At 68.9% G+C, this 24331-nt stretch carries 22 protein-coding genes; 6 read left to right on the top strand and 16 right to left on the bottom strand.

Annotation, left to right across the window (positions count from 1 at the left end; translation table 11 throughout):
• Positions 1–3: 3 nt before the first annotated feature.
• Genes kdpB through kdpF form a run of 3 tightly spaced genes read right to left on the bottom strand, consistent with a single transcriptional unit; the run spans position 4 to position 3895 of the window.
• On the bottom strand, positions 4–2163 hold the full coding sequence (gene kdpB / locus AFR_RS13910) for a potassium-transporting ATPase subunit KdpB (protein ID WP_023361108.1): 2160 nt from the start codon (positions 2161–2163) through the stop codon (positions 4–6).
• The gene (gene kdpA, locus AFR_RS13905; protein WP_023361107.1) at positions 2160–3806 is read right to left on the bottom strand and encodes a potassium-transporting ATPase subunit KdpA; all 1647 of its coding nucleotides are present in this window, start codon (positions 3804–3806) and stop codon (positions 2160–2162) included. The genes kdpB and kdpA overlap by 4 nt, the downstream gene beginning before the upstream one ends.
• Entirely contained in the window at positions 3806–3895 is a 90-nt protein-coding gene (kdpF, locus tag AFR_RS13900) for a K(+)-transporting ATPase subunit F (protein ID WP_041840852.1), read from the bottom strand. Before kdpF ends, kdpA begins: the two co-directional genes overlap by 1 nt.
• 481 nt (positions 3896–4376) lie before the next feature.
• Between kdpF and AFR_RS13895 the strand changes: the two genes are divergently transcribed.
• Positions 4377–4679 carry a hypothetical protein gene (locus tag AFR_RS13895; protein WP_023361106.1) on the top strand — a complete coding sequence of 101 codons (303 nt, stop codon included), beginning with the start codon at positions 4377–4379 and terminating at the stop codon, positions 4677–4679.
• A gap of 51 nt (positions 4680–4730) precedes the next feature.
• Here AFR_RS13895 and AFR_RS13890 read toward each other — a convergent pair whose 3' ends face one another.
• The 8 genes from AFR_RS13890 to AFR_RS13855 all read right to left on the bottom strand — a co-directional run bounded on the left by AFR_RS13890 (position 4731) and on the right by AFR_RS13855 (position 14793).
• Positions 4731–6560, bottom strand: a complete 1830-nt coding sequence (locus AFR_RS13890; protein ID WP_023361105.1) for a cellulase family glycosylhydrolase — start codon at positions 6558–6560, stop codon at positions 4731–4733.
• A gap of 106 nt (positions 6561–6666) precedes the next feature.
• Positions 6667–8268 (bottom strand): BTAD domain-containing putative transcriptional regulator, encoded by a 1602-nt coding sequence (locus AFR_RS13885; RefSeq protein WP_148307955.1) that lies wholly within the window; start codon positions 8266–8268, stop codon positions 6667–6669.
• A 71-nt stretch (positions 8269–8339) separates the two neighbouring features.
• Complete coding sequence (locus AFR_RS13880) at positions 8340–8765, bottom strand: hypothetical protein (RefSeq protein WP_023361103.1); 426 nt, start codon at positions 8763–8765, stop codon at positions 8340–8342.
• 75 nt (positions 8766–8840) lie between these two features.
• Positions 8841–9644: an Fpg/Nei family DNA glycosylase gene (locus AFR_RS13875; protein ID WP_041842165.1), complete on the bottom strand. Its 804-nt coding sequence runs from the start codon at positions 9642–9644 to the stop codon at positions 8841–8843.
• Positions 9645–9710: 66 nt separating this feature from the next.
• Positions 9711–10136 carry a DUF3592 domain-containing protein gene (locus AFR_RS13870; RefSeq protein WP_041840848.1) on the bottom strand — a complete coding sequence of 142 codons (426 nt, stop codon included), beginning with the start codon at positions 10134–10136 and terminating at the stop codon, positions 9711–9713.
• Between the two features lie 99 nt (positions 10137–10235).
• Complete coding sequence (locus AFR_RS13865) at positions 10236–12359, bottom strand: glycosyl hydrolase (protein WP_041840847.1); 2124 nt, start codon at positions 12357–12359, stop codon at positions 10236–10238.
• Positions 12356–13126 carry a biotin/lipoyl attachment domain-containing protein gene (locus AFR_RS13860; RefSeq protein ID WP_023361099.1) on the bottom strand — a complete coding sequence of 257 codons (771 nt, stop codon included), beginning with the start codon at positions 13124–13126 and terminating at the stop codon, positions 12356–12358. The genes AFR_RS13865 and AFR_RS13860 overlap by 4 nt, the downstream gene beginning before the upstream one ends.
• A gap of 50 nt (positions 13127–13176) precedes the next feature.
• Complete coding sequence (locus AFR_RS13855) at positions 13177–14793, bottom strand: glycosyltransferase family 2 protein (protein ID WP_023361098.1); 1617 nt, start codon at positions 14791–14793, stop codon at positions 13177–13179.
• A gap of 433 nt (positions 14794–15226) precedes the next feature.
• Here AFR_RS13855 and AFR_RS13850 point away from each other — a divergent pair, with 433 nt between their 5' ends.
• Entirely contained in the window at positions 15227–15616 is a 390-nt protein-coding gene (locus AFR_RS13850; protein WP_023361097.1) for a MerR family transcriptional regulator, read from the top strand.
• Between the two features lie 105 nt (positions 15617–15721).
• Positions 15722–16645, top strand: coding sequence for an NADP-dependent oxidoreductase (locus tag AFR_RS13845; protein WP_023361096.1), 924 nt, complete (start codon positions 15722–15724; stop codon positions 16643–16645).
• Positions 16646–16762: 117 nt separating this feature from the next.
• Here AFR_RS13845 and AFR_RS13840 read toward each other — a convergent pair whose 3' ends face one another.
• Both AFR_RS13840 and AFR_RS13835 read right to left on the bottom strand, forming a co-directional pair.
• Entirely contained in the window at positions 16763–18361 is a 1599-nt protein-coding gene (locus tag AFR_RS13840; RefSeq protein WP_023361095.1) for a Na+/H+ antiporter, read from the bottom strand.
• Between the two features lie 147 nt (positions 18362–18508).
• On the bottom strand, positions 18509–19726 hold the full coding sequence (locus AFR_RS13835) for a fumarylacetoacetate hydrolase family protein (protein WP_158510538.1): 1218 nt from the start codon (positions 19724–19726) through the stop codon (positions 18509–18511).
• A gap of 217 nt (positions 19727–19943) precedes the next feature.
• On the opposite strand from AFR_RS13835, the gene AFR_RS13830 reads away from it, so the two are divergent.
• Both AFR_RS13830 and AFR_RS13825 read left to right on the top strand, forming a co-directional pair.
• Positions 19944–21143 carry a sensor histidine kinase gene (locus AFR_RS13830; protein WP_238547276.1) on the top strand — a complete coding sequence of 400 codons (1200 nt, stop codon included), beginning with the start codon at positions 19944–19946 and terminating at the stop codon, positions 21141–21143.
• A gap of 13 nt (positions 21144–21156) precedes the next feature.
• Entirely contained in the window at positions 21157–21816 is a 660-nt protein-coding gene (locus tag AFR_RS13825) for a response regulator (protein WP_023361092.1), read from the top strand.
• A 52-nt stretch (positions 21817–21868) separates the two neighbouring features.
• Here AFR_RS13825 and AFR_RS43580 read toward each other — a convergent pair whose 3' ends face one another.
• From AFR_RS43580 to AFR_RS13810, 3 genes are all read right to left on the bottom strand, one after another.
• Entirely contained in the window at positions 21869–22363 is a 495-nt protein-coding gene (locus AFR_RS43580; protein WP_023361091.1) for an SRPBCC family protein, read from the bottom strand.
• Positions 22363–23154, bottom strand: a complete 792-nt coding sequence (locus AFR_RS13815) for an SGNH/GDSL hydrolase family protein (RefSeq protein ID WP_023361090.1) — start codon at positions 23152–23154, stop codon at positions 22363–22365. The genes AFR_RS43580 and AFR_RS13815 overlap by 1 nt, the downstream gene beginning before the upstream one ends.
• Before the next feature lie 192 nt (positions 23155–23346).
• Positions 23347–23988 (bottom strand): trypsin-like serine protease, encoded by a 642-nt coding sequence (locus AFR_RS13810; protein ID WP_148307954.1) that lies wholly within the window; start codon positions 23986–23988, stop codon positions 23347–23349.
• A 43-nt stretch (positions 23989–24031) separates the two neighbouring features.
• Between AFR_RS13810 and AFR_RS48375 the strand changes: the two genes are divergently transcribed.
• On the top strand, positions 24032–24166 hold the full coding sequence (locus AFR_RS48375; RefSeq protein ID WP_274519512.1) for a hypothetical protein: 135 nt from the start codon (positions 24032–24034) through the stop codon (positions 24164–24166).
• The last annotated feature ends 165 nt before the right edge of the window (positions 24167–24331 follow it).

Raw genomic sequence — 24331 nt, 5'->3', positions numbered from 1 at the left:
TTCTCAGATCCCGGGGATGAACTGGATGAGCAGGTCGATGAGTTTGATGCCGACGAACGGGGCGATGACGCCGCCCAGGCCGTACACGAGCAGGTTGCGGCGCAGCAGTGCGCTGGCGCCGGCCGCGCGGTAGCGCACACCGCGCAGGGCGAGCGGGATCAGCGCGATGATGACCAGCGCGTTGAAGATGACCGCGGACAGGATCGCCGAACCGGGCGAGCTCAGCCGCATGATGTTCAGGGCGTCCAGGCCGGGATACACGCCGACGAAGATCGCGGGGATGATCGCGAAGTACTTGGCGATGTCGTTGGTGATCGAGAAGGTGGTCAGCGCCCCGCGGGTGATGAGCAGCTGCTTGCCGATCTCGACGATCTCGATGAGCTTGGTCGGGTCGGAGTCGAGGTCGACCATGTTGCCGGCCTCCTTGGCCGCCGACGTGCCGGTGTTCATGGCCACCCCGACGTCCGCCTGGGCCAGCGCCGGCGCGTCGTTGGTGCCGTCACCGGTCATCGCGACCAGCCGGCCGCCCTCCTGCTCCTTGCGGATGTAGGCGAGCTTGTCCTCGGGCGTCGCCTCGGCCAGGAAGTCGTCCACCCCGGCCTCGTCCGCGATCGCCTTCGCGGTCCGCGGGTTGTCTCCGGTGATCATCACCGTGCGGATGCCCATCCGGCGCATCTCGGCGAACCGCTCGCTCATCCCGGACTTGACGACGTCCTTGAGGTGGATGACACCCAGCGCCCGCGCGGGTTGCCCGGCGACACGCTCGGCGACCACCAGCGGGGTGCCGCCGGTGCCGCTGACCGTGTCGACGATCTCGCCGACCTGCTCGGTCGGGTGACCACCGTTGTCACGGACCCACTTCATCACCGCCGAGGCGGCACCCTTGCGGACCTCGCGGGCCGGCTGGTCACCGTCGGTGGCCAGGTCCACGCCGCTCATCCGGGTCTGCGCGGTGAACGGCACGAACGACGCGTGTGTCATCAGGCCCGGTTCGCGTTCACGCAGCCCGAAATCGGTCTTGGCCAGGACCACCACCGACCGCCCTTCGGGCGTTTCATCGGCCAGGCTCGACAACTGCGCGGCGTCGGCGAGGGTCGCGGCCGTGACCCCGTCCACCGGTACGAACTCAGCCGCTTGACGATTGCCCAGAGTGATGGTTCCGGTCTTGTCGAGCAGCAGAGTGTTGACATCGCCGGCCGCCTCGACCGCGCGGCCACTCATGGCCAGCACGTTGCGCTGCACCAGGCGGTCCATGCCGGCGATGCCGATGGCCGACAGCAGCGCACCGATCGTCGTCGGGATCAGGCAGACGATCAGCGATACGAGCACGATGCCGGTGACACCGTTGCCGTCGATCGCGGCCGTGTCCGGGGCGGCCGCCTGGAACGCCTTGGAGAAGATCGCCAAGGGCTGCAGCGTGACCACGGACAGCAGGAAGATCAGCGTGAGCGCCGCGAGCAGGATGTTCAGGGCGATCTCGTTCGGGGTCTTCTGCCGGTTGGCCCCCTCGACCAGGGCGATCATCCGGTCGACGAAGCTCTCCCCCGGCTTCTGGGTGATCCGCACGACGATCCGGTCGGAGAGAACCTTGGTGCCGCCGGTGACCGCGGAACGGTCGCCGCCGGACTCCCGGATCACCGGCGCCGACTCGCCGGTGATGGCGGACTCGTCGACGCTGGCGATGCCTTCGATGACGTCGCCGTCACCCGGGATCGTCTCGCCGGCCTCGACGACCACCGTGTCGCCCAGCTTGAGCTCGGGCGCGGGCACACGCTCCTCGGCGCCGCCCTTGCCGAGCCGCCGGGCGACCATGTCCTGCTTCGACCGGCGCAGCGCGGCGGCCTGGGCCTTGCCCCGGCCCTCGGCGACAGCCTCGGCGAGGTTGGCGAACACCACGGTCAGCCACAGCCAGACGGTGACGAGCCAGGCGAGCACGCTCGGGTCGGTGACCGCCAGGACGGTGGTGAACACGGCGCCGGCCTCGACGATGAGCATGACCGGGTTGTGCCACAGGGTGCGGGGGTCGAGCTTGGCCACCGCGGCCGGCAGGGAGCGCCAGAGCTGGGCCGGGTCGAGCAGGCCACCGCCGACGCGGCGGTCACCGGACGGGGCCGGCTGCTGATCGGTGGAGGGTTTCTCCAGGGTGGGGGTGGGGGTGGTCATGAGAGGCCCTCCGCGATGGGTCCGAGAGCAAGAGCGGGAAGGAAGGTGAGCGCGACCAGGACGACGGTGACGCCGACGACCATCCCGACGAACAGGGGTTGGTGGGTGGGCAGGGTGCCCTCGGACTCGGGTGTTGCCTTCTGCCGGGCCAGTGAGCCGGCCAGCGCCAGGACCAGCACGATGGGCAGGAACCGGCCGAGCAGCATCGCCAGGCCCAGGGCGGTGTCCCACCACGGTGTGTTGACCGTGATGCCGCCGAACGCCGAACCGTTGTTGTTGCCGGCCGAGGTGAAGGCGTACAGGACTTCCGACAGGCCGTGCGGGCCCACGTTGAGGGCGGTGGAGTTGTTGCCGGTGGCGAAGGCCGCGGCGGTGCCGGCCAGCACGATCGTCGGGGTGACCAGGAAGTACAGCGACGCGAACTTCATCTCGCGGGCGCCGATCTTCTTGCCCAGGTACTCCGGGGTGCGCCCGACCATCAGACCGGCGACGAACACCGTGATGATGGCCAGGACGAGCAGACCGTAGAGCCCGGATCCCGTACCGCCGGGGGCGACCTCACCGAGCATCATGTTGACGATCGGCATCATCCCGCCGAACGGTGTGTACGAATCGTGGAACGAGTTGACCGCGCCGGTCGAGGTAAGCGTGGTCGCGGCGGCGAAGGTGGCGGAGTTCGCCACCCCGAACCGGACGTCCTTGCCCTCCATCGCCGCGCCGACAGCCTGGGGAACGGTGCCGCCGCCGTGGGTCTCGAAGCCCACGGTCAGCGCGATCGAGCCGACGGCCAGGATCGCCATCACCGCGACGATCGCGTAGCCCTGGCGGTTCTGCCCGACCATCCGGCCGAACACCCGCGGCAGGCTGAACGGGATGACCAGCAGCAGGAAGATCTCGAGCCAGTTGGTCCAGGTGGTCGGGTTCTCGAACGGATGCGCCGAGTTGACGTTGTAGAAGCCACCGCCGTTGGTGCCGAGTTCCTTGATGGCCTCCTGGGAGGCGACCGGCCCACCGGTGAGATGTTGCGTGGCACCGGTCAGCGTGGTGACGTCGGTGCCGCCGGACAGGTTTTGCACCATCCCGGCGATCATGAACACGATCGTGATCAGCAGACAGGCAGGCAGGAGGATACGCAGCGCGATCCGGGTCAGGTCGACCCAGAAGTTGCCCAGTGTGCCGTTCTTGCGGGCGGCGAACCCGCGGATCAGCGCCACCGCCACCGCGATGCCCACGGCCGCGGAGACGAAGTTCTGCACCGCCAGGCCGGCCATCTGGACCAGGTGGCCCAGCGTCGACTCACCGGAGTACGCCTGCCAGTTCGTGTTGGTCACAAAACTGACGGCGGTGTTCCAGGCGACGTGGTCGGTGACCGCGGGCATGCCCAGCGACAGCCAGAGTTTGTCCTGCACCCGCAGGAACAGGTAGAGGAAGAGGATCGAGACGGCCGAGAAGGCGAGCACGCTGCGCGCGTAGACGCCCCACGTCTGCTCGGCGGAGGGGTTCACACCGACCAGCCGGTAGACACCCCGCTCGACGACGTTGTTCTTCGTGCCGGTGACGACCCGGTACATGTAATCGCCGAACGGGCGGTGGACCGCTACCAGCGCGACGAACAGGGTGATGACGAACAGCCAGCCGGCCATCAGAACTTCTCCGGGAACAGCAGGGCGGCGACCATGAAGGCGCCGAGCAGGACGGCCACGATCAGACCGATGAGGTTGACGGCGCTCACCAGCGTTCGACCGCCCTGATGAGCACGGTCAGTGCTGCGAACAGCACCGCCGTGAGCAGGACGAACAAGACGTCGGCCACGAGGACTCCTAGGCGAGGAAAGGTGTGCTTCGCTCGAAGTGAAGCCCCGTTTTGAGCCCTCGCCGCAGATGTTGACGCGATGCTTACGCCGGCCCTGGCTTTATTGACGCGTTCTTAACGCCGGCCGCCGCTGCGGCAGGTTCCGGCCACGGCCGGTCACCTGCTCCGCACAGCGCCCACTGTTGCTCATGCGCTTGTCACTGGTCATGGTTTGTTGTCTCGCTCTGGCCGCATGTTCCGCCGAACCGAGGCCCGCGCCTTCAGGCTCCGCCGTCACCCCGCCCAGCTCACCCACCGTCGGTTCGGCGCCGGCGCCGGCCCCGGTCCCGTCCCCGACCGGCCCTACTGCCCGCGACGGCACAAACTTCAAGGCGTGCCTGGGCGGCGATTGCCAGGTCGCCGTGTCCAAGCCCGTCAAGTTCGAACTGTCCGACTCGCCCGCCGACGCCGGTCCCTTCTCGGTACGGAAGGTGAAGGCCGGCAGCGTCGACGTCCGCATGAACATGCCCGCCGGGCTCAGTCTGGACATCAGCATCGACAAGGGCTGCCGGGCCACCTTCTACGGCAACGCCACCAGCGGATATGCCATCGGCACCTGCTCACGGAAAAAGCCCGAGGACATTGCCGATCTGTACATAAAACAGGTGGTGACCGTCAACAGCATCACCGACGGCACCGCAATCCTGACTTTGAGGTCCGAGTGAACGGCAGATGCCCGCACCGGGCCGGTGCGGGCATCTGTCGGCGTCGGTTTTCTAGGACGTGACGTCGATGCGGTCCGCGGCGATCACCGTGCCACTCGACGACCCGTTCTTACGGCCGGTGGCACGAACCTTGACCACGTGCGTACCGGCCGCCAGCGTCGGCGAGGAATACACCAGATGCTGCTCCTCACGCCCCGCCGCGTAGAAGTCGACATCCACTTCGGCACCACCGTCGATGCTGACAGCGGCGATGCCGTGGTGACTCGCTACGGCCGCGTACAGCTGCACCTTCGTACCGGTGAATGAGAACGTGTAGAAGCTGCCCGTGCTCTGCGTGTACTGGTCGTCGCCGTTGAACTTCGCGGCATCGGCACTGGGCGCCCACGTACCGGAGAACGTGTACGACTCCTCGTCGTACTTCGTCACCACCGGCGCCGGCGCGTTCGTGACGTCGATACGGTCCGCGGCGATCACCGTGCCACTCGACGACCCGTTCTTACGACCGGTGGCACGAACCTTGACCACGTGCGTACCGGAGGCCAGTGTCGGCGAGGAATACACCAGATGCTGCTCCTCGCGCCCCGCCGCGTAGAAGTCCACGTCCACTTCGGCACCACCGTCGATGCTGACAGCGGCGATGCCGTGATGACTCGCCACCGCCGCGTACAGCTGCACCTTCGTACCGGTGAACGCAAACGTGTAGAAGCTGCCCGTGCTCTGCGTGTACTGGTCGTCGCCGTTGAACTTCGCGTCATCGGCACTCGGCGCCCACGTTCCGGAGAACGTGTACGACTCCTCGTCGAACCTGGTGATCACCGGCGGGTCGTCGGTCGGATCGGTCACGCCGGGCAGGTCGTAGGTCTTGGCCATCGCCATGTACGCGTCCGCCGGGTAGATCGAGGCTTCCGAGTCGAGGCAGGTCTCGGTCTTCGCCGTGCGGTAGGACCAGGCCAGCACACCCGTGGCGCCGCGGTTCAGGTAGGCGTCGAACTTCTGCCGGAAGATGTCGGCCCGCGCCGCGCGGCTGCGGCAACCGGCAACGGTGTCAGCGCCGGCCACACCGACCTCACCGATGTAGAGCGGCTTGTCGATCGAGTTCATGCCTTCGATCGCCGGGGTGAACCAGTTGGAGACGATCAGGTGGCTGTTGTTGTAGTCGTAGTCGTACTCGTGCAGCGAACCCGCGTCGATGTTCGGGCCACTGTGCACGTACGCGTAGTCGCTGGTGCCTCCGACGTACGCAGCCTGCGAGCCCGACGACACCAGGTGGTTCGGGTCGAGTGACTTGATGATCGCGGCCGTGTCGTCGAAGAAGTTTTTCATGACCGTGTCGGACGAGGCGTCCTTGGGCTCGTTCATGAGCTCCCACATCGCGACCGCCTTGGAGTCGCGGTACCGCGCGACCACCGAGCGCACCCAGGTGAGGTAAGCGCCCTTGTACCCGCCGGCGTAGAACGCGGCGTCGTGCCCGCCGTCGGCGCAGTAGTTCGCACCGTCCGCCAGCGCGAAGATCACCAGCTGGTTGTGCCGCTCGGCCGCGGCGACCACCCGGTCCACAATCTCCAGCCCGAACGGCTTGAAGGCCCAGGTCCGGGTGACACTCTTGGGCCGCAGCGAGGCGAAGTAGGCGTCCAGCCCGGCGTCGGAGGTGTCGGTCCCCGCCCCGTCACAGCCGGTCAGCCCGAACGCGTTCACACCGACGAACTTGTACGGCTGACCGTCGAGCATCAGCTGGCGCCCGCTGCGGGTCAGGAACCCATGATTCGGTACGGCGGCAGCCGACGCACTCGATGACGTGGTTCCCGCCGTCGCCGGCGCTGCAGTCGTCAGCCCGGCGACCGCTATCACGGCACTGAGCAGGACGATGTTCAGTTTTCTCACAGATGTTTCCCCGTAGTTCGTGTCTCGACGCCGTGATCCCGGCCCGTTGATCAAGAGGGTCGCAGGGCACTCCGACGGCTCGGCTGTGGAATGGTTGAGGCGCTGGTCAGCTCGTGTAGCGCGCCCAGTCCACATGCGCCGCGACCCGGCTCGGCGTCTCCTGGTTCGGGGCCGGCACCGGACCCTCGGGCCCCGGGATGATCTGCACGTAGAGAAACATCGGGACGGTCGGGATGCTCACCGGTCCGGGAAGCTTCCGGGTGTCGAGAACGACCACACCGTTCAGGGAGATGGCGACAAAATCGGCCCGCCACTCGATCGAAAACGTGTTCCAGTCGGTGAAGTCCCCCGCCACCGGAGAGCCGTCGACGGGCTCGGCGCCCGCACCGCGCACCACGGGATACATGACCCGCCGCTCGCCGTCGTCGAAACGGCCCATAGTCATGAAACCCCAGCCCGGGGTGTCCTCGTCGACCCCGGAGTACAGCCCGAGGGCGGGGGCGTACCCGGTGCCGACGTCGAACCTGGCCCGGACCTCCCACACCCCGTAGGTGCGCACGATCCCCCCGTCCAGGCACCAGCAGACGGCACCCCCGACGTTGCCGGCGCCGGTCGGGTTGCGGCCCGTTCCGCTGATCTGCACTTCACCGCCACCGACCCGGACCGCACCGGGTGACCAGGACGAGCCGTTCTCCCGCTCGGCCTGATTGGCGGCCCACTGCATCGGCGTCAACGCGGTTCCGGAGAAGTCCTCGGTGACGGTGAAACGGGTCTCGGTGATCCGGTCCGGTGGCCGGGACACCACCACGGCGCCGAGCGCACCGGCCAGCGTCGCGCACACCCCGACAGCAGCCATGACGTATCGGCGACGACGCCTCGACGGAACGGCCGGGGCCGGCAGCGGACGTTCCGGCTCCAGCACCGCGACGGCCGCCGGCACCTGGGACCGCTCGGCCACCGCGGCCGGACGCTGGTCGCCGCGCAGGACCGACTCGTAGAGCGCCTTCAACTGTGGGCTCGGGTCCGTGCCGTAGCCGTCAGCCAGCCGCTGCTGGTGCAGGCGGCACCGTTCCAGGGCCTCGGTGGGACGGCCGGCAGCGACCAGCGCTCGCACCAGCGTCACAACCAGCGGCTCCACCAGGGGATTCGCGTCGACCAGTGCGGTCAGGGGCGCCAGCACCACCGTCGTGTTGCCGACCGCCAGCTCGGCCTCGGCCCACTCCGCCCGGGCCGTCAGCAGTTCGCCGGCCAGCTGCTCGCGGGTCCGGGTCGCCCACGCTCCACTCACTCCGGTCAGGGGGTCCCCGCGGTGCAGCGACACACTCTGACGCAGCAGCTCGACCCGGCGCTCCGGGGTGATGGACGGTGCCCGCGCACCGACGACCAGGTCACGGAAGCGGAACAGGTCGACCTGGTCGTGCCCGGCGGTCAGCCGGTAACCGCCCGCCTGGCTGACCACGGTCACCGACGAGTCGCCGGACTGTTCCAGCATGCGCCGGATCCGCGTGACGTAGGTGCCGAGCGTCCGGGCGGCCTGCCCGGGCGGATCGTCGCCCCAGACCCGGTCGATCAAGGTCGTCGCCTGCACCACCCGGCCCGCGTCGACCGCCAGGGCCGCCAGCACAGCCAGGCGCCGGGGCTCACCCGCGAGAACGGACCCGTCGGGGGCGCGAACCTCGACCGGCCCCAACAGCCGTATCTCCCCCACCGCGTACCCTCCCCGTCGACCGCCGACGGCCCGCGATCGGGGCACACCGTACCAACGGGCGCGCAACGCCGTCAGGAAGCCTTGCAGTCCTCCGCGGTGGTGCCGGTGGCCAGCTCCTTGCCGTCGGCGGACACGACGCTCACCGCGGCGACGCCGTGGGTCGAGGCCTCGTTGGCGGCGTTCTGGCAGAGGCTGGCCGCCTGGTCACCCTCGTCGGCACCCAGCGTCGTGGCCACGACCGCCTTGTCGCAGGTCGGCACGTCGACCGAGGTCACCGCGCCCATGCCGGTCAGCGACGCCTTGATCTCGGCCTGTGCGGCCCCGCAGTCGCCGGCAGGCTCGTCCGCTGGTGCAGCAGTGGCGTCGGCCGTGGCGGTGGTGCCGGCGGCTTTGTCGTCCGATCCGCCGCACGCGCCGGTGAAGCCGAGCAGAACGGTGAGACCGACCGCGGCGATGACCCGCCCGTACCGGCGGTGCTGGAAAGAATGAACTCGCATGATGGGCACAATGGCAGGCTCACGCCATTATGACAATGGCCATCCGACCGTTAAGCGTTTCTTTAGAACGCCCCTCTAATATGCCTGTTCTCTACTGCACCACCAGCTCGTACGCCCACCCACCGTGCTTTTCTCCATGGGTGCGCCGTCGCGAGGACAATGGCCGCCCGCAAACCGGAACGGAATCAGCTCGAGGGTGTGCACACCACCGCCGGCAATTGCTGAGCGCACCGCCCGGCGCGTGGCCCGCAGGAGACGATTGACGTCGTCGGGGGTGAGCTCGCCGACCGGACGGCCCGGGTTGATGCGCGCCGACCACAGGATCTGGTCGGCCAGCAGGTTCCCGATCCCGGCGACGGCCTCCTGGTCGAGCAGACGCGCCTTCACCGGGGCCGTGCCACGGGCCAGCGCCGCACGGAACTGGGCCGGTGTCATCGTGGCCGCGTCCGGGCCGAGCGACTCCACCGGTGGGTCGAGGCGCACCCGCCCCAGCCGCCGAGGATCGACCAGCAGCAGACGGCCACCGTCGGCGAAGGTCAACGCGAACCGGGACCACCGGTAGTCACCGGACCCACGCCGGCCCTCCCAGTAGTCGCCGCCGTCGATCTCCGTACCGTCCGGGTCGGCAATCACGATCTTGCCCGACATGCCGAGGTGAACGCCCAGCTCGGGACCGTCGTCGCTGGTGTCGCACCACATGCTCTTGCCCCGGCGATGCGCCGCCACCAGCGTCCGCCCGAGCAGCGCCTCCCGGATCTGACCCGGAAGGTGTGGACGGCAGACGTAGGAGTCGGAGTCGTCCACCTCGACGATCTTGCGCCGCAGGCCACCCCGTTCGATGACCGCACGCGCCGATTCGACCTCCGGCAGCTCCGGCATGATCACCCCCGGATCACCGTAGCCCGGCCCTGAGCCGCCCGCACGAAGCCCTAGCTGATCGTCCTGTCAGCCGTGTGCGGCTCGCCGGGCTGCGCGGCGCCGAAGGGCGGGACCCAAAACACCGATCAACCCGGTCAGTACCAGACCCAGCGACAAGGCGGCGAACAAGGGCGTCATCCAGGCCTGATAAGCCGAGGGCGGAGGAACGACTTTCGCTTCCCCGGGTTCACCCGCCCGGTACGAGATGTCGACCTTCTCGCCGACCACCGGCTGCCGGTAGCCGCGTCCCTCGACATCCCGGATCGTCACCGAGCGATTGCCGGGCACGGTGAATGAAATGGCCCGCTCGTAGCGGATGCGATTGCTGGAATCGGTGCTGGAGGTGAATGCGGTGACTGTGCCGTTTGTAGTTACGCCGTTGTCGTAGGGCCGGTCCTGATGGTGCAGCCCCACGGCAACGCCGAGGAAAATTACACCCACCACCAGGACCATCCACGATTGAACGACGTCCGGTCCGCGCATCGCACCCCCCGAGCCGACGCCGAGTATGCAACGACGTCCGGCCATTGTCCAAGAGGCCGCCAGGCGGTCCTAACCGTCCGTGCGGACCACCCGTGGATTCTTCGCCGGTCCGAAGGCCAGGGCGCCCACCGGCTGCGGTGAAGCCGGCTGCGGCGGCCCGAGCACCACCAGCGCCTCGATGAAGTAGCGGACCATCGCCCGGCTCGTGCTGTCCTCCCGGGTGACTCCCGCGTCGAGCCGTTTGCGGGCCGCCGCCGGGTCGGACAGGGCGAGGTCGGCGGCGAACAGGTCGCCCCAGACCACCGGTTTGTCGCCCAGCTCCCGTTCGCGGACGGCCGACGGTCCACGGTAGAACGCGCCGAAGGTCAGTGGCAGCAGCTGGATGCCGAGGATGGACTCCGGCTTCGGGTCGAACCAGGTGGCGTAGTCGACCTTGGCGTCCCAGACGATGCCCGCGGTGGTGTGCTCGTACCCGGGCTCACGGGTCAGGCCCTCGCCGAGCCAGTACATGCGGGCGGTTGCGGCCTCGAGGGCGTAGTGGGTGATGCCGTACGCAGTCATCTCGGTGTTCTTCCGGACCAGGCCCCAGCGCACCACGGCCTCCCAGGCGGCCACCGCCTCGCTGGACGACTCCTGGTTGTTGCCGTCCGCGAAGGGGGCGAACCCCGACGCGGCCGAGTGGCCGAGGTAAGCGTTGAACGCTCGGAACGGCGGGAATCCCGTCGTGGCCGAGCCTGCGTAGTCGTCGACCACCAGATCGACCACGTCGCCGTAGTCGCGGGCGAAGCCGGGGTCGGCCGTCGCGAGCACGGCTGCCGCGCGTACCAGGTAGCCGTACTGGAAGTGGTGGTCGTTGTAGTCCTGGGCACCGAATTCGGCGGGCACCGCGATCAGCCCGCCCCAGACCTTGTCGTAGCCGAAGTACCGTCCGTCCGCCGGTCCGCTGTAGGTCAGCCAGTCGATCAACTGGGGCCGCAGCCGGTCGAGCGCGGTCTTGCGCTGGGTGTCGGCGCCGACCGCGCCGGCCACCTCGGCGATGGAGGCCAGCCGGCCGAGCTCCTTGAGACCGAAGTAGCTGCCGCCCGCTCCGGGCGGGTCGGCCAGATCAAGGTCCAGGTCCGCGCGTACGGCCTTGGTCACGCCCGAAGTCAACGGCACCTTGGGTACGCCCGTGAGCAGCCCCGGCATCGGCACCCGGATCTGCACCGTGGAGGCGGTGACCAGCGACATCGTCCCGCGGGAGTCGGGGTAGGAACCAGCCGTAGCACCCGGCCCGGCGACGAGGCCGGCCTGCTGGTGCGGCAACAGAGCCCAGGCCCCGGTGCCACCTCCGGCCCGCCGTGCGGTGAGGGTCTGCGTGACGGTCCCCGCCTTGGCGTCGTACGCGGTGGCGGCCGTGGTCTCGACGACCGGATCGCCCGTGCTGGCCTTCTCCCAGGCCGCACGGTCGGACCCGGCCGGCACCCGGGCGACAGCGAGCTGTTCGCCGGAGCCGGTGATGCCGGTCCCGGTGACGCTGAGATCGGTGCCGAGCACGTCCCAGCGCCCGCCGGCGATGTCGAGCCGGACCCGGGTCGCCGAGCTGCCGGCGTCGACGAAAGCACCGTCCAAAGTGGGCTTCGCGCCGTTGAAGCGCAGCCACAGCACCGGACTGCCCTGCACCACGGTGGCGTCGACGTGGCCACCACTCGCCAGTCCGACCCGCAGGACGACGTGGAAGGCGCCGTAGCCGACGACGCTGACCGCACCGGTGGCGGCGCCGACGGTCAGGGCCGGGACAAAGCCGGTGGTGATCGCCTTCGGGGCGGCCGTGACGGGCCCGCCGCTGATCTGCAGGCCACCGGCTGCGGCCTGGACAGCGAGCGGGTGCGCCCAGAGCGGCTGGGTGCGCGGCCCGGTCAGGGCGGAACTCCACCACTGGTTGGTCGGTACGGCCTGACCCGCGAGTTCGCCGGCCTGCACGGGTGTCTTGGTGGGCGCCGAGCCGGCCGGCAGCGTGCCGGCGATGCTCCCGCGACCGGTCACCGTCGGAGCCTCCAGCTTTGTCACCGCGGCCGCCTCGGCGACCGCACCGGACGCCGACGTCTGCGGGTTCGGGCCGGGCCGGGCCGGCGGTGAGGCCGGCTCGGCACTGCACGCGGTCAGCGCGGCGAGTGCCGCCATCGCGGTCACGACTGTCCGGCGGCGACTCATGCGCTGTTCACCGCCGGCGTCTGGCCGACCGCCGTGGTGGTGTCGACGACCACGGCGAACTGCAGCCCGGGCACCAGCGTCCGGACGGTGCTGAGAACCGCGGTGTCGGGCACCAGCACAACGGTGAGCCCGTCGCCCGTAGCCGCCGCCTCGCCCGTGGTCACCCTCGGCTGAACCTCCTGCAGCGTCGTCGCGATCCGGCCGGACAGGCCCGGCCCGGTGACGTACGCGGTCATCCCGAGCCTCAGTTTGCGCAGCGTCTCCAGCGGCACGTCGACCTTGAAGACCAGCTTGGCCGGGTCGTACAGCGTGACGATCGGTTCACCGGCCCGCGCGATCTGCCCGGGGGCGACGTTGACCTCGGTGACGATGCCGGCCGCGGGCGCGCGCAGCTCCTGCACCTTGTTGCCGCGGCCGTCGGCGGTCACGGTGATCGTGGCCAGGGCCGCGCCGGCGGTCACGCTCCGGCGCTCGGCGGTCAGCATCCGGGTGACGACGGCGGCGTCGGCGGAGCCCACGGTGATCGGCTCGGCGGTCAGCACCGCCGTGCCGGCGTTCACGTACGCCCGGTCGGCGAGCCGGTGGGTCACGACGTAGTAACCACCGCCCACGGCCGCGGCGAGCAGGATCAGAACCACTGTCACCGTACGCAGCACCGACAGTGTGCGCCGGAGCCGGTGGCGAGGGGCCGGTGGGGCGGGTTCGGGCGCTGGTTCGGTGGCCGTGTGCTCTTCGGGCTTGATCGCCGTCCCGTACGTGGTGCTCATGATCGTGCCTTTCCGCTACCGATGGCTGAGGGGTGTTCGGGGCGTCCTGATCAGGCGACTGCCGCGACGGCGATCACCTTGGTGGTGGCGCTGTCCTCGACGGTGGCGGACCGGGCGTCCACCGGCGCTGCGCTCGGCGGGGTGACCCGGCGCCGGATCCGGCCGCCGGTGACCGATTCGATGATCATCCGGCCCAGGATCAGCACGATCATCGAAGCCCAGCCGACCGACAACCAGGTCGGGGCGGGATCCGCCATCACGAGGACGCCGACCACGATCGCGGTGCTGTTGAGAAGCAGGATCGCGACCAGCGGCATGACCGCCCACAGGGACCGCGCGCCGTCGCCACCGGCGTTGGTGACCTTCCACTTCGCCGGCCGCCCCAGCAGCACACCGCCGAGCGCCCGCAGATGCACGGGTGTGGCGCCGATGCTGGCGACGATCGCGGACAGTTTGAAGCCACCCGACTGCAGCCAGGTGACCAGCAGAACAGCCGCCTGGAAGGGCAGGTAGTGAGTGGCCCAGGCCAGCCCGTCGGCCCGGATCGGGCTCAGCGCGAAGAGCAGGTACAGGGCCGGGAACAGCATGAAGGTCAGCATCGCCACGGACAGCAGATAGTGGGTGCCGCAGAACAGGTACTGCAGGCGCTGGTCGATGGTCAGGCCGATGCCCCGCTTGAACAACCGGCCCCGCAACAGCACCTCGAAGCCGCCGCTGGCCCAGCGCAACTGCTGCTTGAGATAGGAAGGCACGTCCTGAGGCGCGAGACCACGCGCCAGCACCTGCGGTACGTAGATCGATTTCCAGCCCCGCTTGTGCAATTCGATCGAGGTCCAGATGTCCTCGGAGTTGCTGCCGATCCAGATGCCACCAATGCTGTCGAGCGCGGCCCGCCGGAACATCACGTTGGTGCCGACGCAGAATGCGGCGTTGAAATGGTTCTTCCCCGGGCAGACCAGCTCGTAGAAGATCCGCTGCGCCTCACCGGATCCGGTAGCGACCAGGTTGACGTTGTTCGTGTACGACTGCGGTGACTGGACGAAGGCGACTTCCGGATCCTGGAAGTGCGGCAGGATGCTGAGCAGGAAGCCCGGCTCGGGCACGTGATCGGCGTCGAGGATCACCACGAACTCGCCGTCGGTGCGGGCCAGCCCGGCGTTGACGTTGCCCGCCTTGGCGTGTGCACCCCCGGGGCGCCGCAGGTATCCCACACCCGCGTCGGCCGCGATCCGGGCCAGCTCGTCACTGTCACCGTCGTCGAGCAGGAAGGTGCGGTGCGGCAGGTCCATGTCGCGGGCCGCCAGCACCGTACGGCGTACCAGGGCCGGATCCTCGCCGTAGGCGGTGATGAACACGTCGATGGACGGAACGTCCCCACCGGCCCGCAGCCGGTTGCGCCAGACCGTGACGTCCACCGGCTCGGCCCGGTCGTCGTGGGCGAGGATCGTCCACCAGGTACCGACCAGGTGCAGGGCGGTCAGCCCTTCCGCCGCCAGCATGGTGACCCACAGCCAGCCCGGCCCGCGATAGGCCGGATTGAGCAGGAACAGCTGGTAGAAGATGGTGGCCGCGAGCGCTCCGATGATCGCGACGCGCGTCGAGCGCTGCAACGGTCGCCAGGCGAGGCGAGCGCCCGGCCGGGCCGGACGTGCAGTCGGTGCCGTCATGGATGCTCCCGAACCCCTCCGACATTCAGCGCCGTGGATTCGGCGCCCGCTGCTCAGAGAACAGGAGTTTCCGGTGGTGCGCGAGCGGCTGGAAGCACATTTCTCGCCCGTTACCGATGCACGTCACCAACACATTTCGCGGCAGTTCCATCGTGAATTCCCCGGGCTGTTCCCATCGGCACCAAACCCCCGCCACGTAAATTATTCATGAACGGGGCGGTGGCCCGGAGGATTGATCACGAATATGCCGTGAGCGACGTTACACACGGCGCGCGAGCCTCATGTCGCTGCTATCAATATCAAGGAAACGACCAGGCAACCTGATCGGCCGCAGCAGCGCAGTTCGTCAGCGACCGGCCGGCCTCGGAGGGCCCGACCGTGGCCGAGGTGGAGACTTCGGTCGCGCGGAGGACGCGGGCGTAGGCTTCGGGGAATGCGAATCGGCGAGCTGTCCCAGCGCACGGGCGTGAGTCCGCGCTCACTGCGGTACTACGAGGAGCAGGGCCTGCTGAGCAGTTCACGCTCCGACGCCGGGCAGCGGCACTATTCCGACGCCGAGGTCGAGCGGGTCTCGCTGATCCGGCAGCTCTTCGACGCGGGCATGTCCAGCCGGGTGATCGCGATGGTGCTGCCGTGTGTCGATGCCCCGCTCGACCCGGGCGCCACCGAGTCGGCGTTCGTGACGATGACCGGCGAACGCGACCGGATCGACGCTGACATCGCGCAACTGATGGAAGCCCGGGAGGCGCTCACCGTGCTGATCGGGATCAACCGCCGGCACTGGGCGACGCTGTCCGCGGAACCGGTGACCTCGTCGGCCTGATGCTGTGACCCCCACCTCAGACGGTTGCCCTTTACATCGGTGTGAGCGCTGAGACTGGCCGCAGAGCTCGGAACCACCGGGCGGTCACACAGGAGGCGACCGGGCATGGGACAGGCATGGGGTTTCGGCAGGTACGGCGGGCCCGAGGTGCAGGAGTTCTTCGATCGCCCCGACCCGGCCCCCGGTCCCGGCGAGGTACTGATCCGGGTCGACGTCGCCGGCGTGAATCCCCTCGACCACGTTCAGCGGTCGGGTCTGATCCCCGGGCTCGACGGCGGCCGCCCGTTCCCCCTCGTTCTGGGTATGGAGGCCGCGGGAACCGTCCTCGCCCTCGGCGAGGGCGTCGACGGACTGGACGTCGGTGACGCGGTCTTCGGATTCGCCCTCACCGGCGGCGGCACCTACGCCGAGACGACGGTGCTGTCCGCGCCGAACACCGCTCGCATCCCGGCGGGCCTGTCCGCGACCGTGGCGGCAACACTGCCGGTGGCCGGGACGACCGCGGTGGACGCACTCGACCAGCTCGACCTCCCGGCCGGTGCCACGGTTTTGATCAACGGCGTCGGCGGTGGGGTCGGCCTCCTCGTCGCCCGGCTGGCGGTCGAGCGCAAGCTCCGTGTGGTCGGCACCGGGAGCACCGCCAAGCGTGAGGCGGCCGAAGCCATCGGGGTGCGATTCATCGACTACACCGCCGGGGACGTCGTCACCGCGGCACGCGAGCAGGCTCCGGACGGCTACGACGGCATCGTCGACCTGGTCGGCGGCACGTCACTGCGGGCGGTTGCCCCGCTGGCCAAGGAACCCCGCACCGTCATCGCCGTGAGCGACATGTCGGTGCCCGAGATCGGCGGGCGTTTTGTCGAGCGTCGCATCGACCGCGCAAACCTGGAACGAGCCGCGCAGCTCGCCCACGATGGAGTCCTCACACCCGTGATCTCCGCGGTCCATCCCCTCTCCGACGCACCGGCCGCCCTCGCCTCCGTCGAGAACGGTCACGCGTCGGGCAAGGTGGTCATCAAGGTGGGATGAGACGGTCACACCCGGACCTCCAGCGCCGGGTACGGGCGCGAGGTACAGCACGCACCACCTGCTTCGGGGCGCTGGCGGGATGGGCGGCCGACCTCCTTCTTCCTACCGTTACAGGCTCTACTGCTTCGCGTTGTTGTCGCGGCGCTGGGCCATGTGAACCTGTTCGAGGTCGAGGCCGTCCTGGACCCGGCGGAGCACCTCGTCGTCGATCTCACCGTCGTCGCGCATCCGGACGACCGTGTCGTGGCGGTGGTCGATGACGGCCAGGTGCAGGTCGGCGTACTGCTGCTCGTAGTCGGCGGCGGCCTCGTCGGGACCGGAACTCGCGTCACCGTCACGCAGGACACGCAACCGGCGGTCGTACTCGGTGCGCAGCTGGTCTGTCACGTCCTTGCCCGTGCCGAGCTCGGCGGCGAGGTCGGGCAGGGACGCCAAGGCGTGGTCCATCGAGATGATCTCGGCCTGCCGGCGTTCGCGTTCGGGTTCGTCGTCGGCGCCGAGCCCGGCCCAGCGCATCACCCGCGGCATCAGCGGCGCCTGCACCACCAGGGTCACCGCGATCACGATCGCGGTGACGAAGATGATCAGCTCCCGGTCCGGGAACTCCGCACCGGACGGAAGGGTGTGCGGCACGGCCAGCGCCGCCGCCATCGACACGGCGCCGCGGAAGCCGGCTGCCGACATCAGCGCCCGGGGACGGCCGCTGAGCCGCCGCTCGCGCTGCTGGGGGCGCCGGTCGAGGGCCCGGATCAGGTACGGGCTGGTGAACAGCCAGCCGAAGCGCACCGCGACGATCACCGCACACACCGCGCCCGCCACCAGCAGGCTGTGGATCAGGCCACCGCTGTGCAGGCCGCGTACCGCTGACTGGGCCTCCAGGCCCACCAGGACGAACAACGCCGCGTTGGCCAGCTGCGTCAGGAAGTTCATGTTCGACTGGACGAAGCGGCGGGCACTGCCCGAGAACAACCGCGGCGAGACCCGGCCCACCCAGAGCCCGCTGACCACGGCCGCGAGCACACCGGAGACCTCGGCCGTCTCGGCGAGCAGGTAGGCGGCCAAGGGTGTGACCAGGGCCAGCAGGTTGTGCAGGAACGGATCGGTCAGCCGCCGGCGGATCTGCAGGATCAGGAACGTGACGGCCAGGCCGGCGGCGATCCCGCCGAGGTACGACAGGGCGAACAGCCCGGCGACCCGGCCCACGCTGAGATGCTCCTCGCCGAGCGTGACCCCCAGCGCCAGCGTGTAGATGACCAGCGCCGTGCCGTCGTTGACCAGGCTCTCCGCGCGCAGCATGGTCGCGATCCGCCGGGGCAGCATCCGGCCCAGCACCCCGACCGCCGTGGCGTCGGTCGGCGCGACCGCGGCGCCGAGGACCCAGGCCGGCCCCCAGCCCATGCCCAGCGCGTGGGCGGCGGCCGCCACACCGGCCGCGGTCGCGACGACCAGGACGGTGCTGAGCAGCGTGATGACCCGCAGGTTGCTCCGGATCTCGCGCAGCGAGGACATGAAAGCTTCCCAGTACAGCAGCACCGGGAGGAACAGCAGCAGAACTGCCTCGGGCGGCAGGTGCACCTCGCGCAGAGCGGGCACAAATCCGAGGAGCACCCCGGCGATCAGCAGCAGCACCGGCGGGGCGGACCGGAGACGGCTGGCGGCCCCGGTGCCGATCAGCACGGCGAGGCCCACCGCGACCACCAATTCGAGACTGGACATCGAACTCCCCGACTTCCGTGGTGGCCGCGAACGACAAATCTGTATGCACCATGCCGTCGCAGGGCTCCCAGCGCAACGACCGGCCGGAACAGCGCGCCCGGGTCCGGAGTGGTGACTCCGGGCCCGGGCGCGGCCGACGCCTGCTTGTTACTGCTTGGTGGCCCGGGACCCCGGGACGATGCTGGTCTCGATCAGGCCCAGGCGGTCGGCGCGGGTGATGACCTTCATGCCCGGCTGCAGGTACGCCTGGTCCTCGTGCGCCCTGGCGATGTAGACCCCGACCGCGGAGTCCACGACGGTGTCGGCGTTCTGCCCGAAGGAGGTGACATAGGCGATGCCGCCGGCGATCTTGTCGCTCGTGGAGGGCCTGCGCATGACGACGCCCTCGGGGGTGCCCGTCTGGATGACGGTGCGCGCCGGGATGGTGTCCGGGCGATCGGTCACGGTCACCGGGGTGCCGAAGTGGTCCCACCGGCGGCCACCGGCGGCGAAGATCTGCCGGAAAATCTCCGGGGCGTCCCAGATCTGCTCGGCCGGAGTGCCGCGCTGACGCAGCTCGTCGTCGACGTAGAGCTCCAGCTGCAGTTCCCGGTGGAACTTCTGCCAGTCGGCCGGGATCACGAACAGGCTGCCGACAGTCAGGAAGCCCGGTTCGCTCTTGGCACTCGTGAAGCCGTCACCGGAGGCGACATCGTCGACATTCACGTGCTTCAGCAGGGTCTCGCGGTTGGACCAGTCGTCGGTGAGCACCAGACCGAGGTATTCCGGTGACTCGCCCGGGTGCAGGTCGGTCAGCGGGACCATGCCCAGCTCGACCTCGTAGTCCAGGAGTCCGTCACCGACCGGCAGATCATCGGTGTGCACCGAGGGCGCGACCATTTTCGGAAAGAGGAACGCCGAGTCGATGCTGGTTTCCGCGCCGTGCTCCGGGTAGTTAGTACCCATGGCGATGTTGTGCCCGTGCCCCTCGAAGGGAATGGTGAGCTCGGTCGCGGGGAAATTGACCGGCTCCTTCTTGCCGGCCTGGGCCCGCAAGGCGTCGTAACCGAGTGCGGTGAAGGCCTTGACCGGATCCGCCTGGCCGGGCACGGGAACCCCGGACACCGTGCCGTTCTCGTAGGAGCGCACCAGGATCAGCTGCGTGGCACCGGCGTTGCGGACCCGGGCGAAGGTGAGCGCCTCGGCCGGTTCGGCGATGTCCACCCGGTCGCGCTTGTCGTCGGAAATGCGCTCGTCGAAATAGACGGGATAGTCGCCGGCGGAACTGCGGGTGACTCCCCAGGTCGCCGCGGTTCCGACACCCACGAATGCCGCTGCAAAAGCCGCGACGACAGCTGCCCGCCGGCCACGATTATTGGTGAACATCAGATTCTCCCTCATTACTGCTGCCGTTTGTCCGGCGCCATTCGAGACTATGGCGATCGACCGATTCGGCTCATCCCGCAGCGGGGGTGATCGATGCCGTACGCCGGTATGCGCACACCGGCGCCGGCCCGTACAGGCGTACGGGCCTGGCCGTCCCCGTTGACAGGGGCACCCGTCGCGCCAATACTCACGCCGTACAGATTGATGTCGGAGGGGGTTGACTTTGCTCGGCGTCCCCGCGCTGCCCCTCTGGACGTCGAGGCTCTGGTTGCTGTTCTGCGCGGTGCTGATCACCGTCGCCGTGCCCGTGACCGTCGCCGACTACGACATCGGCCTGCCGCTCGCGTTCGCCGTGTGCAGCGTGCAGGCCGGTTCGCTCGCCCTGGCGGTGAACTGGCCGAGGCTCGGCGCCGGCCTTCACCTCGTGGCCACGGCCGTCGTCGTTCTTGTCAACCGGGACTCGCCGGATCAGCCGTGGCCCCTGCCGATCACCGGGCTCGTCTCGCTCGGGGCCCTCTTGCTGCTTCTCGGTGTCCGCGAGCGCTGGACGGTGTCGGTGTCCGTCTGGTGGCTGAGCATCCTGATGCTGGTCGCGCTGGTGGCGACGTCTCCCGATCGGTACGCCGATCCGGATCAGTGGGGCGTCAACCTCACGATCTACTCGAGTTACACGGTGACGTTGCTGGCCGCGGCGATCGCGGTCGGGCAACGGGGACACATCCGCCGCGACCTCGCGCAGGCCCGCCGAGACGTGGAGCTCGAACAGGCGCAGCGCCGCTATGTGGAAGAGCGCGCGCGGATCGCCCGGGAGCTGCATGACGTGGTGGCGCACAGCATGTCGCTGGTCCACATGAAGGCGCTGTCCGCGCCGTTCCGGCTGACCGGCCCGCGCCCGGCGGACACCGACGCCGAGTTCAACGACATCGCCCGTCTGGCCCGTGCCGCCCTGACCGAGATGAGGCAGCTGCTGCGCGCGCTCCGCTCGGACGAGGACGCCTCGGACCCTGTCCCCCAGCCCCAGGTGGCGGACCTTCACGAGTTGGCCGCCGCACTGGTCAAGGCCGGGACCGTCATCGACCTCAGCGTGGACGAGCGTGCCGGCAACACGAGTCCGATCGTGCAACTGACGATCTACCGGGTCGTGCAGGAGGCGTTGAGCAACGTGGTCCGCCATGCGCCGGCGGCCCGCACCCGCGTCGCGGTCCAGGTCAGTGACAGCCAGTTGGTCGTGTCCGTGCACAACGAGCCGTCACCGCGGGGCGGCTTCGCCCCGGTGGCGACCACCCGTCCCGATCGCGGAGGCCATGGACTGCGGGGCATGCGCGAACGCGTCAGCCTCCTCGGCGGCGAGCTCAGCACGGGACCGACACCGGACGGTGGTTTTGCCGTCGAAGCCACCATTCCAGCCGCCGCGTAGTTCGGGAGAACACATGACGATCCGCGTCCTCATCGTCGACGACCAGTCCGTGTACCGGACCGGCGTCAGCGCCATCCTCGCGGCCCAGCCGGACATCTCCGTGGCCGGGGAAGCGGCCGACGGCGAGCAGGCCGTCTCGCAGAGCCGGGCCCTGCGACCCGACGTCATCCTGATGGACATCCGCATGCCGAAGATGAACGGCATCGACGCAACCCGGAAACTCACCGGCCCGGACAGTACGACCCGCGTTGTCATCCTCACCACCTTCGACTTCGACGATTACGTGTACGAGGCGCTGGAGGCCGGAGCCAGCGGTTTTCTGCTCAAGGACGCCGACGCCGACGAACTCGCCACCGCGGTCCGCGTCGTGGCGCAAGGAGACTCGCTGCTGGCGCCGCGGGTGACCCGCCGGCTCATCGAGGAATTTGTCAGCAACAAGCCCACCGGGCTGCGCTCGACGACCGTGTTCAACGCCCTCACCGACCGGGAACGCGAGGTCTTCCAGCTGATCGCGTCCGGCCGGTCGAACGCGGAGATCGGGCAGGAGCTGTTCATCGCCGAGCAGACGGCCAAGAGCCATGTCAGCCGCATCATGACCAAGTTGTCGCTCCGCGACCGCGTGCACGCCGTGATGCTCGCCTACGAGACAGGCCTCGTGAAACCCGGCCGCTGAGCACGGGCAGCACAATGCGGGCCGGGAGTGGGATCCCGGCCCGCATCACCGTTCAGCTCGCGCGTACGGTGCCTTCCTCGATCTGGGTAACGGTCCTCAGCAGGACCTCCTCTATATAGCGCTTCCACGGCTTGGCCAGCAACGCCCGGACGATTCCCGTGCGACCCGGCAGCGGGTGGAACGTGTAGTCCCACTCGATGACGGTCCCGCCCTTGAGGTCCGGCCGGAAGCTCCATTCACTGCGGGCGCCGGACACCAGGAACCGCAGCACGTTGGTGAAGTTTGTTGCCTCGTACGCGTACCGCGCTGCGGGCTCGTACCCGGTCAGGCGCTCGAGGACTTCCCCGCGATCCGAGAACGTCACCGCTCGCACGGCCCCGGTCCCGGTCCATTCCCGGTGACCCTTGGTCACCTCGACAACCGCTGGCAGTACGCCGTGACCGGTGAACACCGTGGTCAGGTCGATCGCGACGATTCTCGTGAAGGTCACCGACGGGTCGGTGGTGGCGTAACCGTGTGCGGACAGGCGAATCGGCTGCTTCTCCATCAGTTCTTCTCCAGCCACTCGGCGGCCAGACGATGGGCCACACCAGCGCCGCGCTCGTTGAGGTGCACGTTGTCCACGGTGACCTTCAGCCCGTGACTTTCCGACATCTCGGTGAACGTCTTGTCGAGGATGAACTTGTCGAAAGCCGTCTGGAGGATCGGGAAGGAGAAGTCGGGCGCGTCGGTGCCGAGCAGGGGGACAAGATTCTCGTACAGCGGCAGATAGTCGACCCCGCGCTTGGCGGCTTCTTGCTGGAGCATGGCGTTGTATGCGCGTACCCGGACGTTGTTGTCGCTGTTGATCTGCTCACCCAGGGGCTGCAACGACATCACCGCGACCTTCGCGTCGGTCTGCGTGGTGAGTTTGTCGAGCATCTTCGCCATGTTCGCCTGCGACGCCGCCGGGGCGAGGTCGCCGCGGATGTCGTTCGTCCCGATCAACATGATGACCCGGTCCGGATGCAACTCGATCACGTCACGATCCAGACGGGCCAGCATGTCCTTGGTGGTATGGCCGTTGATCCCGGCGTTCACCGTCTCGGTTCCCGGCTTGTACAGGCCGCTGACCCAGTCGGCGCTGATGGTGCCCTGCACCGTGCTGGCTCCGGCAACCACCGTCAACGACGAGGAGGCGGGCCGGTCACGGAAGGCGTCGGGTCCGTTGCCCGGCTTCTCGAGGAACGCCTTGGTCAGCATGTAACCGAAAGCCAGCAGTCCCACCGCCAGCACGGTGACAGAACCGAGAACAACGCGGCGCAGAACGGGACGGCGGTGACGAACATCGGTAGTCATCGGCGAGGTCTTCCTGGGCTCCCCCGGCGTACAGCCGAGGTGACGGAACACGGCCCGTCCGGTGAACTCGGCCGCGGCACCTGACCGGTGCGAACAAAGCTTCGGCCGAGCACATCCCGGGAGTCAGCACCCGTGGGTACTGGGCGGTGCACCCCGTTCGTACGCCCTCGTCACCCCGTGAAAAGGAACGCGCTACTTGCCGCAGACGAATACCGGGCAGGTCGGCACGGTGACGATTGTTCCGGGTGGCGGGTTGGCCGCCTTCGTCTGCAGGATCCAGCTCCGGGCCGGGGCCACCTTGTACGAGATGACATTGGTGGGTGCGGTGTTGTACTGCGTCTCACCGCTGCCGACGAGCACCCCGGCCAGGACGCCGTCCTGCATCTGCGCCCCGCCGAAGTCGCCGAGGGTGAACGTGCCGACGGGTGAGGCGGACAGAAGGGTGGAGCCGTAGTAAAGGTTCCAGTAGTCGTTCTGGATCACGGTCAGCGGCGCCGAACGGTACCGGCCGACCTGGCGGCACATCACGCAGCCGGTGCCCGCGCCGTACATGTAGGTGCGAGCGCCCGCGACCGGGTCCGTCTGGGCCAGCGGCGGGTAGTACGCGGACTGGATGGGCCGGTCCAGGCGCGCCAGCGTCAGGTATCCCCGGTGACTCGCCCAGGTGACCTTGCGGGTCTGACCCGCGGCCCGCACCACGTCGTCCGGCCCGGCGACGGACCCCGGCGCGGCGCCGGGCACGTCGCCGGAGAAACACTCACCGGCGGTGAGAACCCAGGACGGCGCGATGAGGGTGGCCGAACACGGTTTGGCCGGTGTGACGATGGTGGCCATCCAGCCACTTTCGGCAGCGGAATCGTCCTCCAGGGTCCCGCCGGTGATGCGCACCGGCCCCGAGGAAAAAGCGGCTGTGGCAGGCGACGAGGCGACGAAGAAGGTCGACGCGACGGCCGCGGTCAAAGCCAGCAATACAGTGGCACGCACTCTGATTCCATCCCTTTTTGGTGGTTGAGTGCGGAAGCGTAACAGCGGCCGGGAACGACAAAAAGGCGAAAACAGAACAGCGTTTCCGCCACCTTTTCCGCCGATCGCCGACGCAACATTTACGGGGCGGCATCCGTCAACGGTGTATGAAGAAAATCGCCTGCACCTGGGGCCGGCGTCAACGCTCCCTGCT

It is taken from the genome of Amorphoplanes friuliensis DSM 7358 (genome assembly GCF_000494755.1).
GTDB classification, from domain to species: domain Bacteria; phylum Actinomycetota; class Actinomycetes; order Mycobacteriales; family Micromonosporaceae; genus Actinoplanes; species Actinoplanes friuliensis.
This window is presented reverse-complemented; position numbering and strand designations above follow the sequence as displayed.

Coding starts and splice junctions, on each gene's coding strand:
- AFR_RS13825 (WP_023361092.1), top strand. CDS start 21,157: ATGACGATCCGCGTCCTCATCGTCGACGACCAGTCCGTGTACCGGACC.
- AFR_RS13855 (WP_023361098.1), bottom strand. CDS start 14,793: ATGACGGCACCGACTGCACGTCCGGCCCGGCCGGGCGCTCGCCTCGCC.
- AFR_RS13815 (WP_023361090.1), bottom strand. CDS start 23,154: ATGACTACCGATGTTCGTCACCGCCGTCCCGTTCTGCGCCGCGTTGTT.
- AFR_RS13880 (WP_023361103.1), bottom strand. CDS start 8,765: ATGCGAGTTCATTCTTTCCAGCACCGCCGGTACGGGCGGGTCATCGCC.
- AFR_RS13875 (WP_041842165.1), bottom strand. CDS start 9,644: ATGCCGGAGCTGCCGGAGGTCGAATCGGCGCGTGCGGTCATCGAACGG.
- kdpB (WP_023361108.1), bottom strand. CDS start 2,163: ATGACCACCCCCACCCCCACCCTGGAGAAACCCTCCACCGATCAGCAG.
- AFR_RS13870 (WP_041840848.1), bottom strand. CDS start 10,136: ATGGTCCTGGTGGTGGGTGTAATTTTCCTCGGCGTTGCCGTGGGGCTG.
- AFR_RS13810 (WP_148307954.1), bottom strand. CDS start 23,988: ATGGCCACCATCGTCACACCGGCCAAACCGTGTTCGGCCACCCTCATC.
- AFR_RS13850 (WP_023361097.1), top strand. CDS start 15,227: ATGCGAATCGGCGAGCTGTCCCAGCGCACGGGCGTGAGTCCGCGCTCA.
- AFR_RS13865 (WP_041840847.1), bottom strand. CDS start 12,359: ATGAGTCGCCGCCGGACAGTCGTGACCGCGATGGCGGCACTCGCCGCG.
- AFR_RS43580 (WP_023361091.1), bottom strand. CDS start 22,363: ATGGAGAAGCAGCCGATTCGCCTGTCCGCACACGGTTACGCCACCACC.
- AFR_RS13840 (WP_023361095.1), bottom strand. CDS start 18,361: ATGTCCAGTCTCGAATTGGTGGTCGCGGTGGGCCTCGCCGTGCTGATC.
- kdpA (WP_023361107.1), bottom strand. CDS start 3,806: ATGGCCGGCTGGCTGTTCGTCATCACCCTGTTCGTCGCGCTGGTAGCG.
- AFR_RS13845 (WP_023361096.1), top strand. CDS start 15,722: ATGGGACAGGCATGGGGTTTCGGCAGGTACGGCGGGCCCGAGGTGCAG.
- AFR_RS13860 (WP_023361099.1), bottom strand. CDS start 13,126: ATGAGCACCACGTACGGGACGGCGATCAAGCCCGAAGAGCACACGGCC.
- AFR_RS13835 (WP_158510538.1), bottom strand. CDS start 19,726: ATGTTCACCAATAATCGTGGCCGGCGGGCAGCTGTCGTCGCGGCTTTT.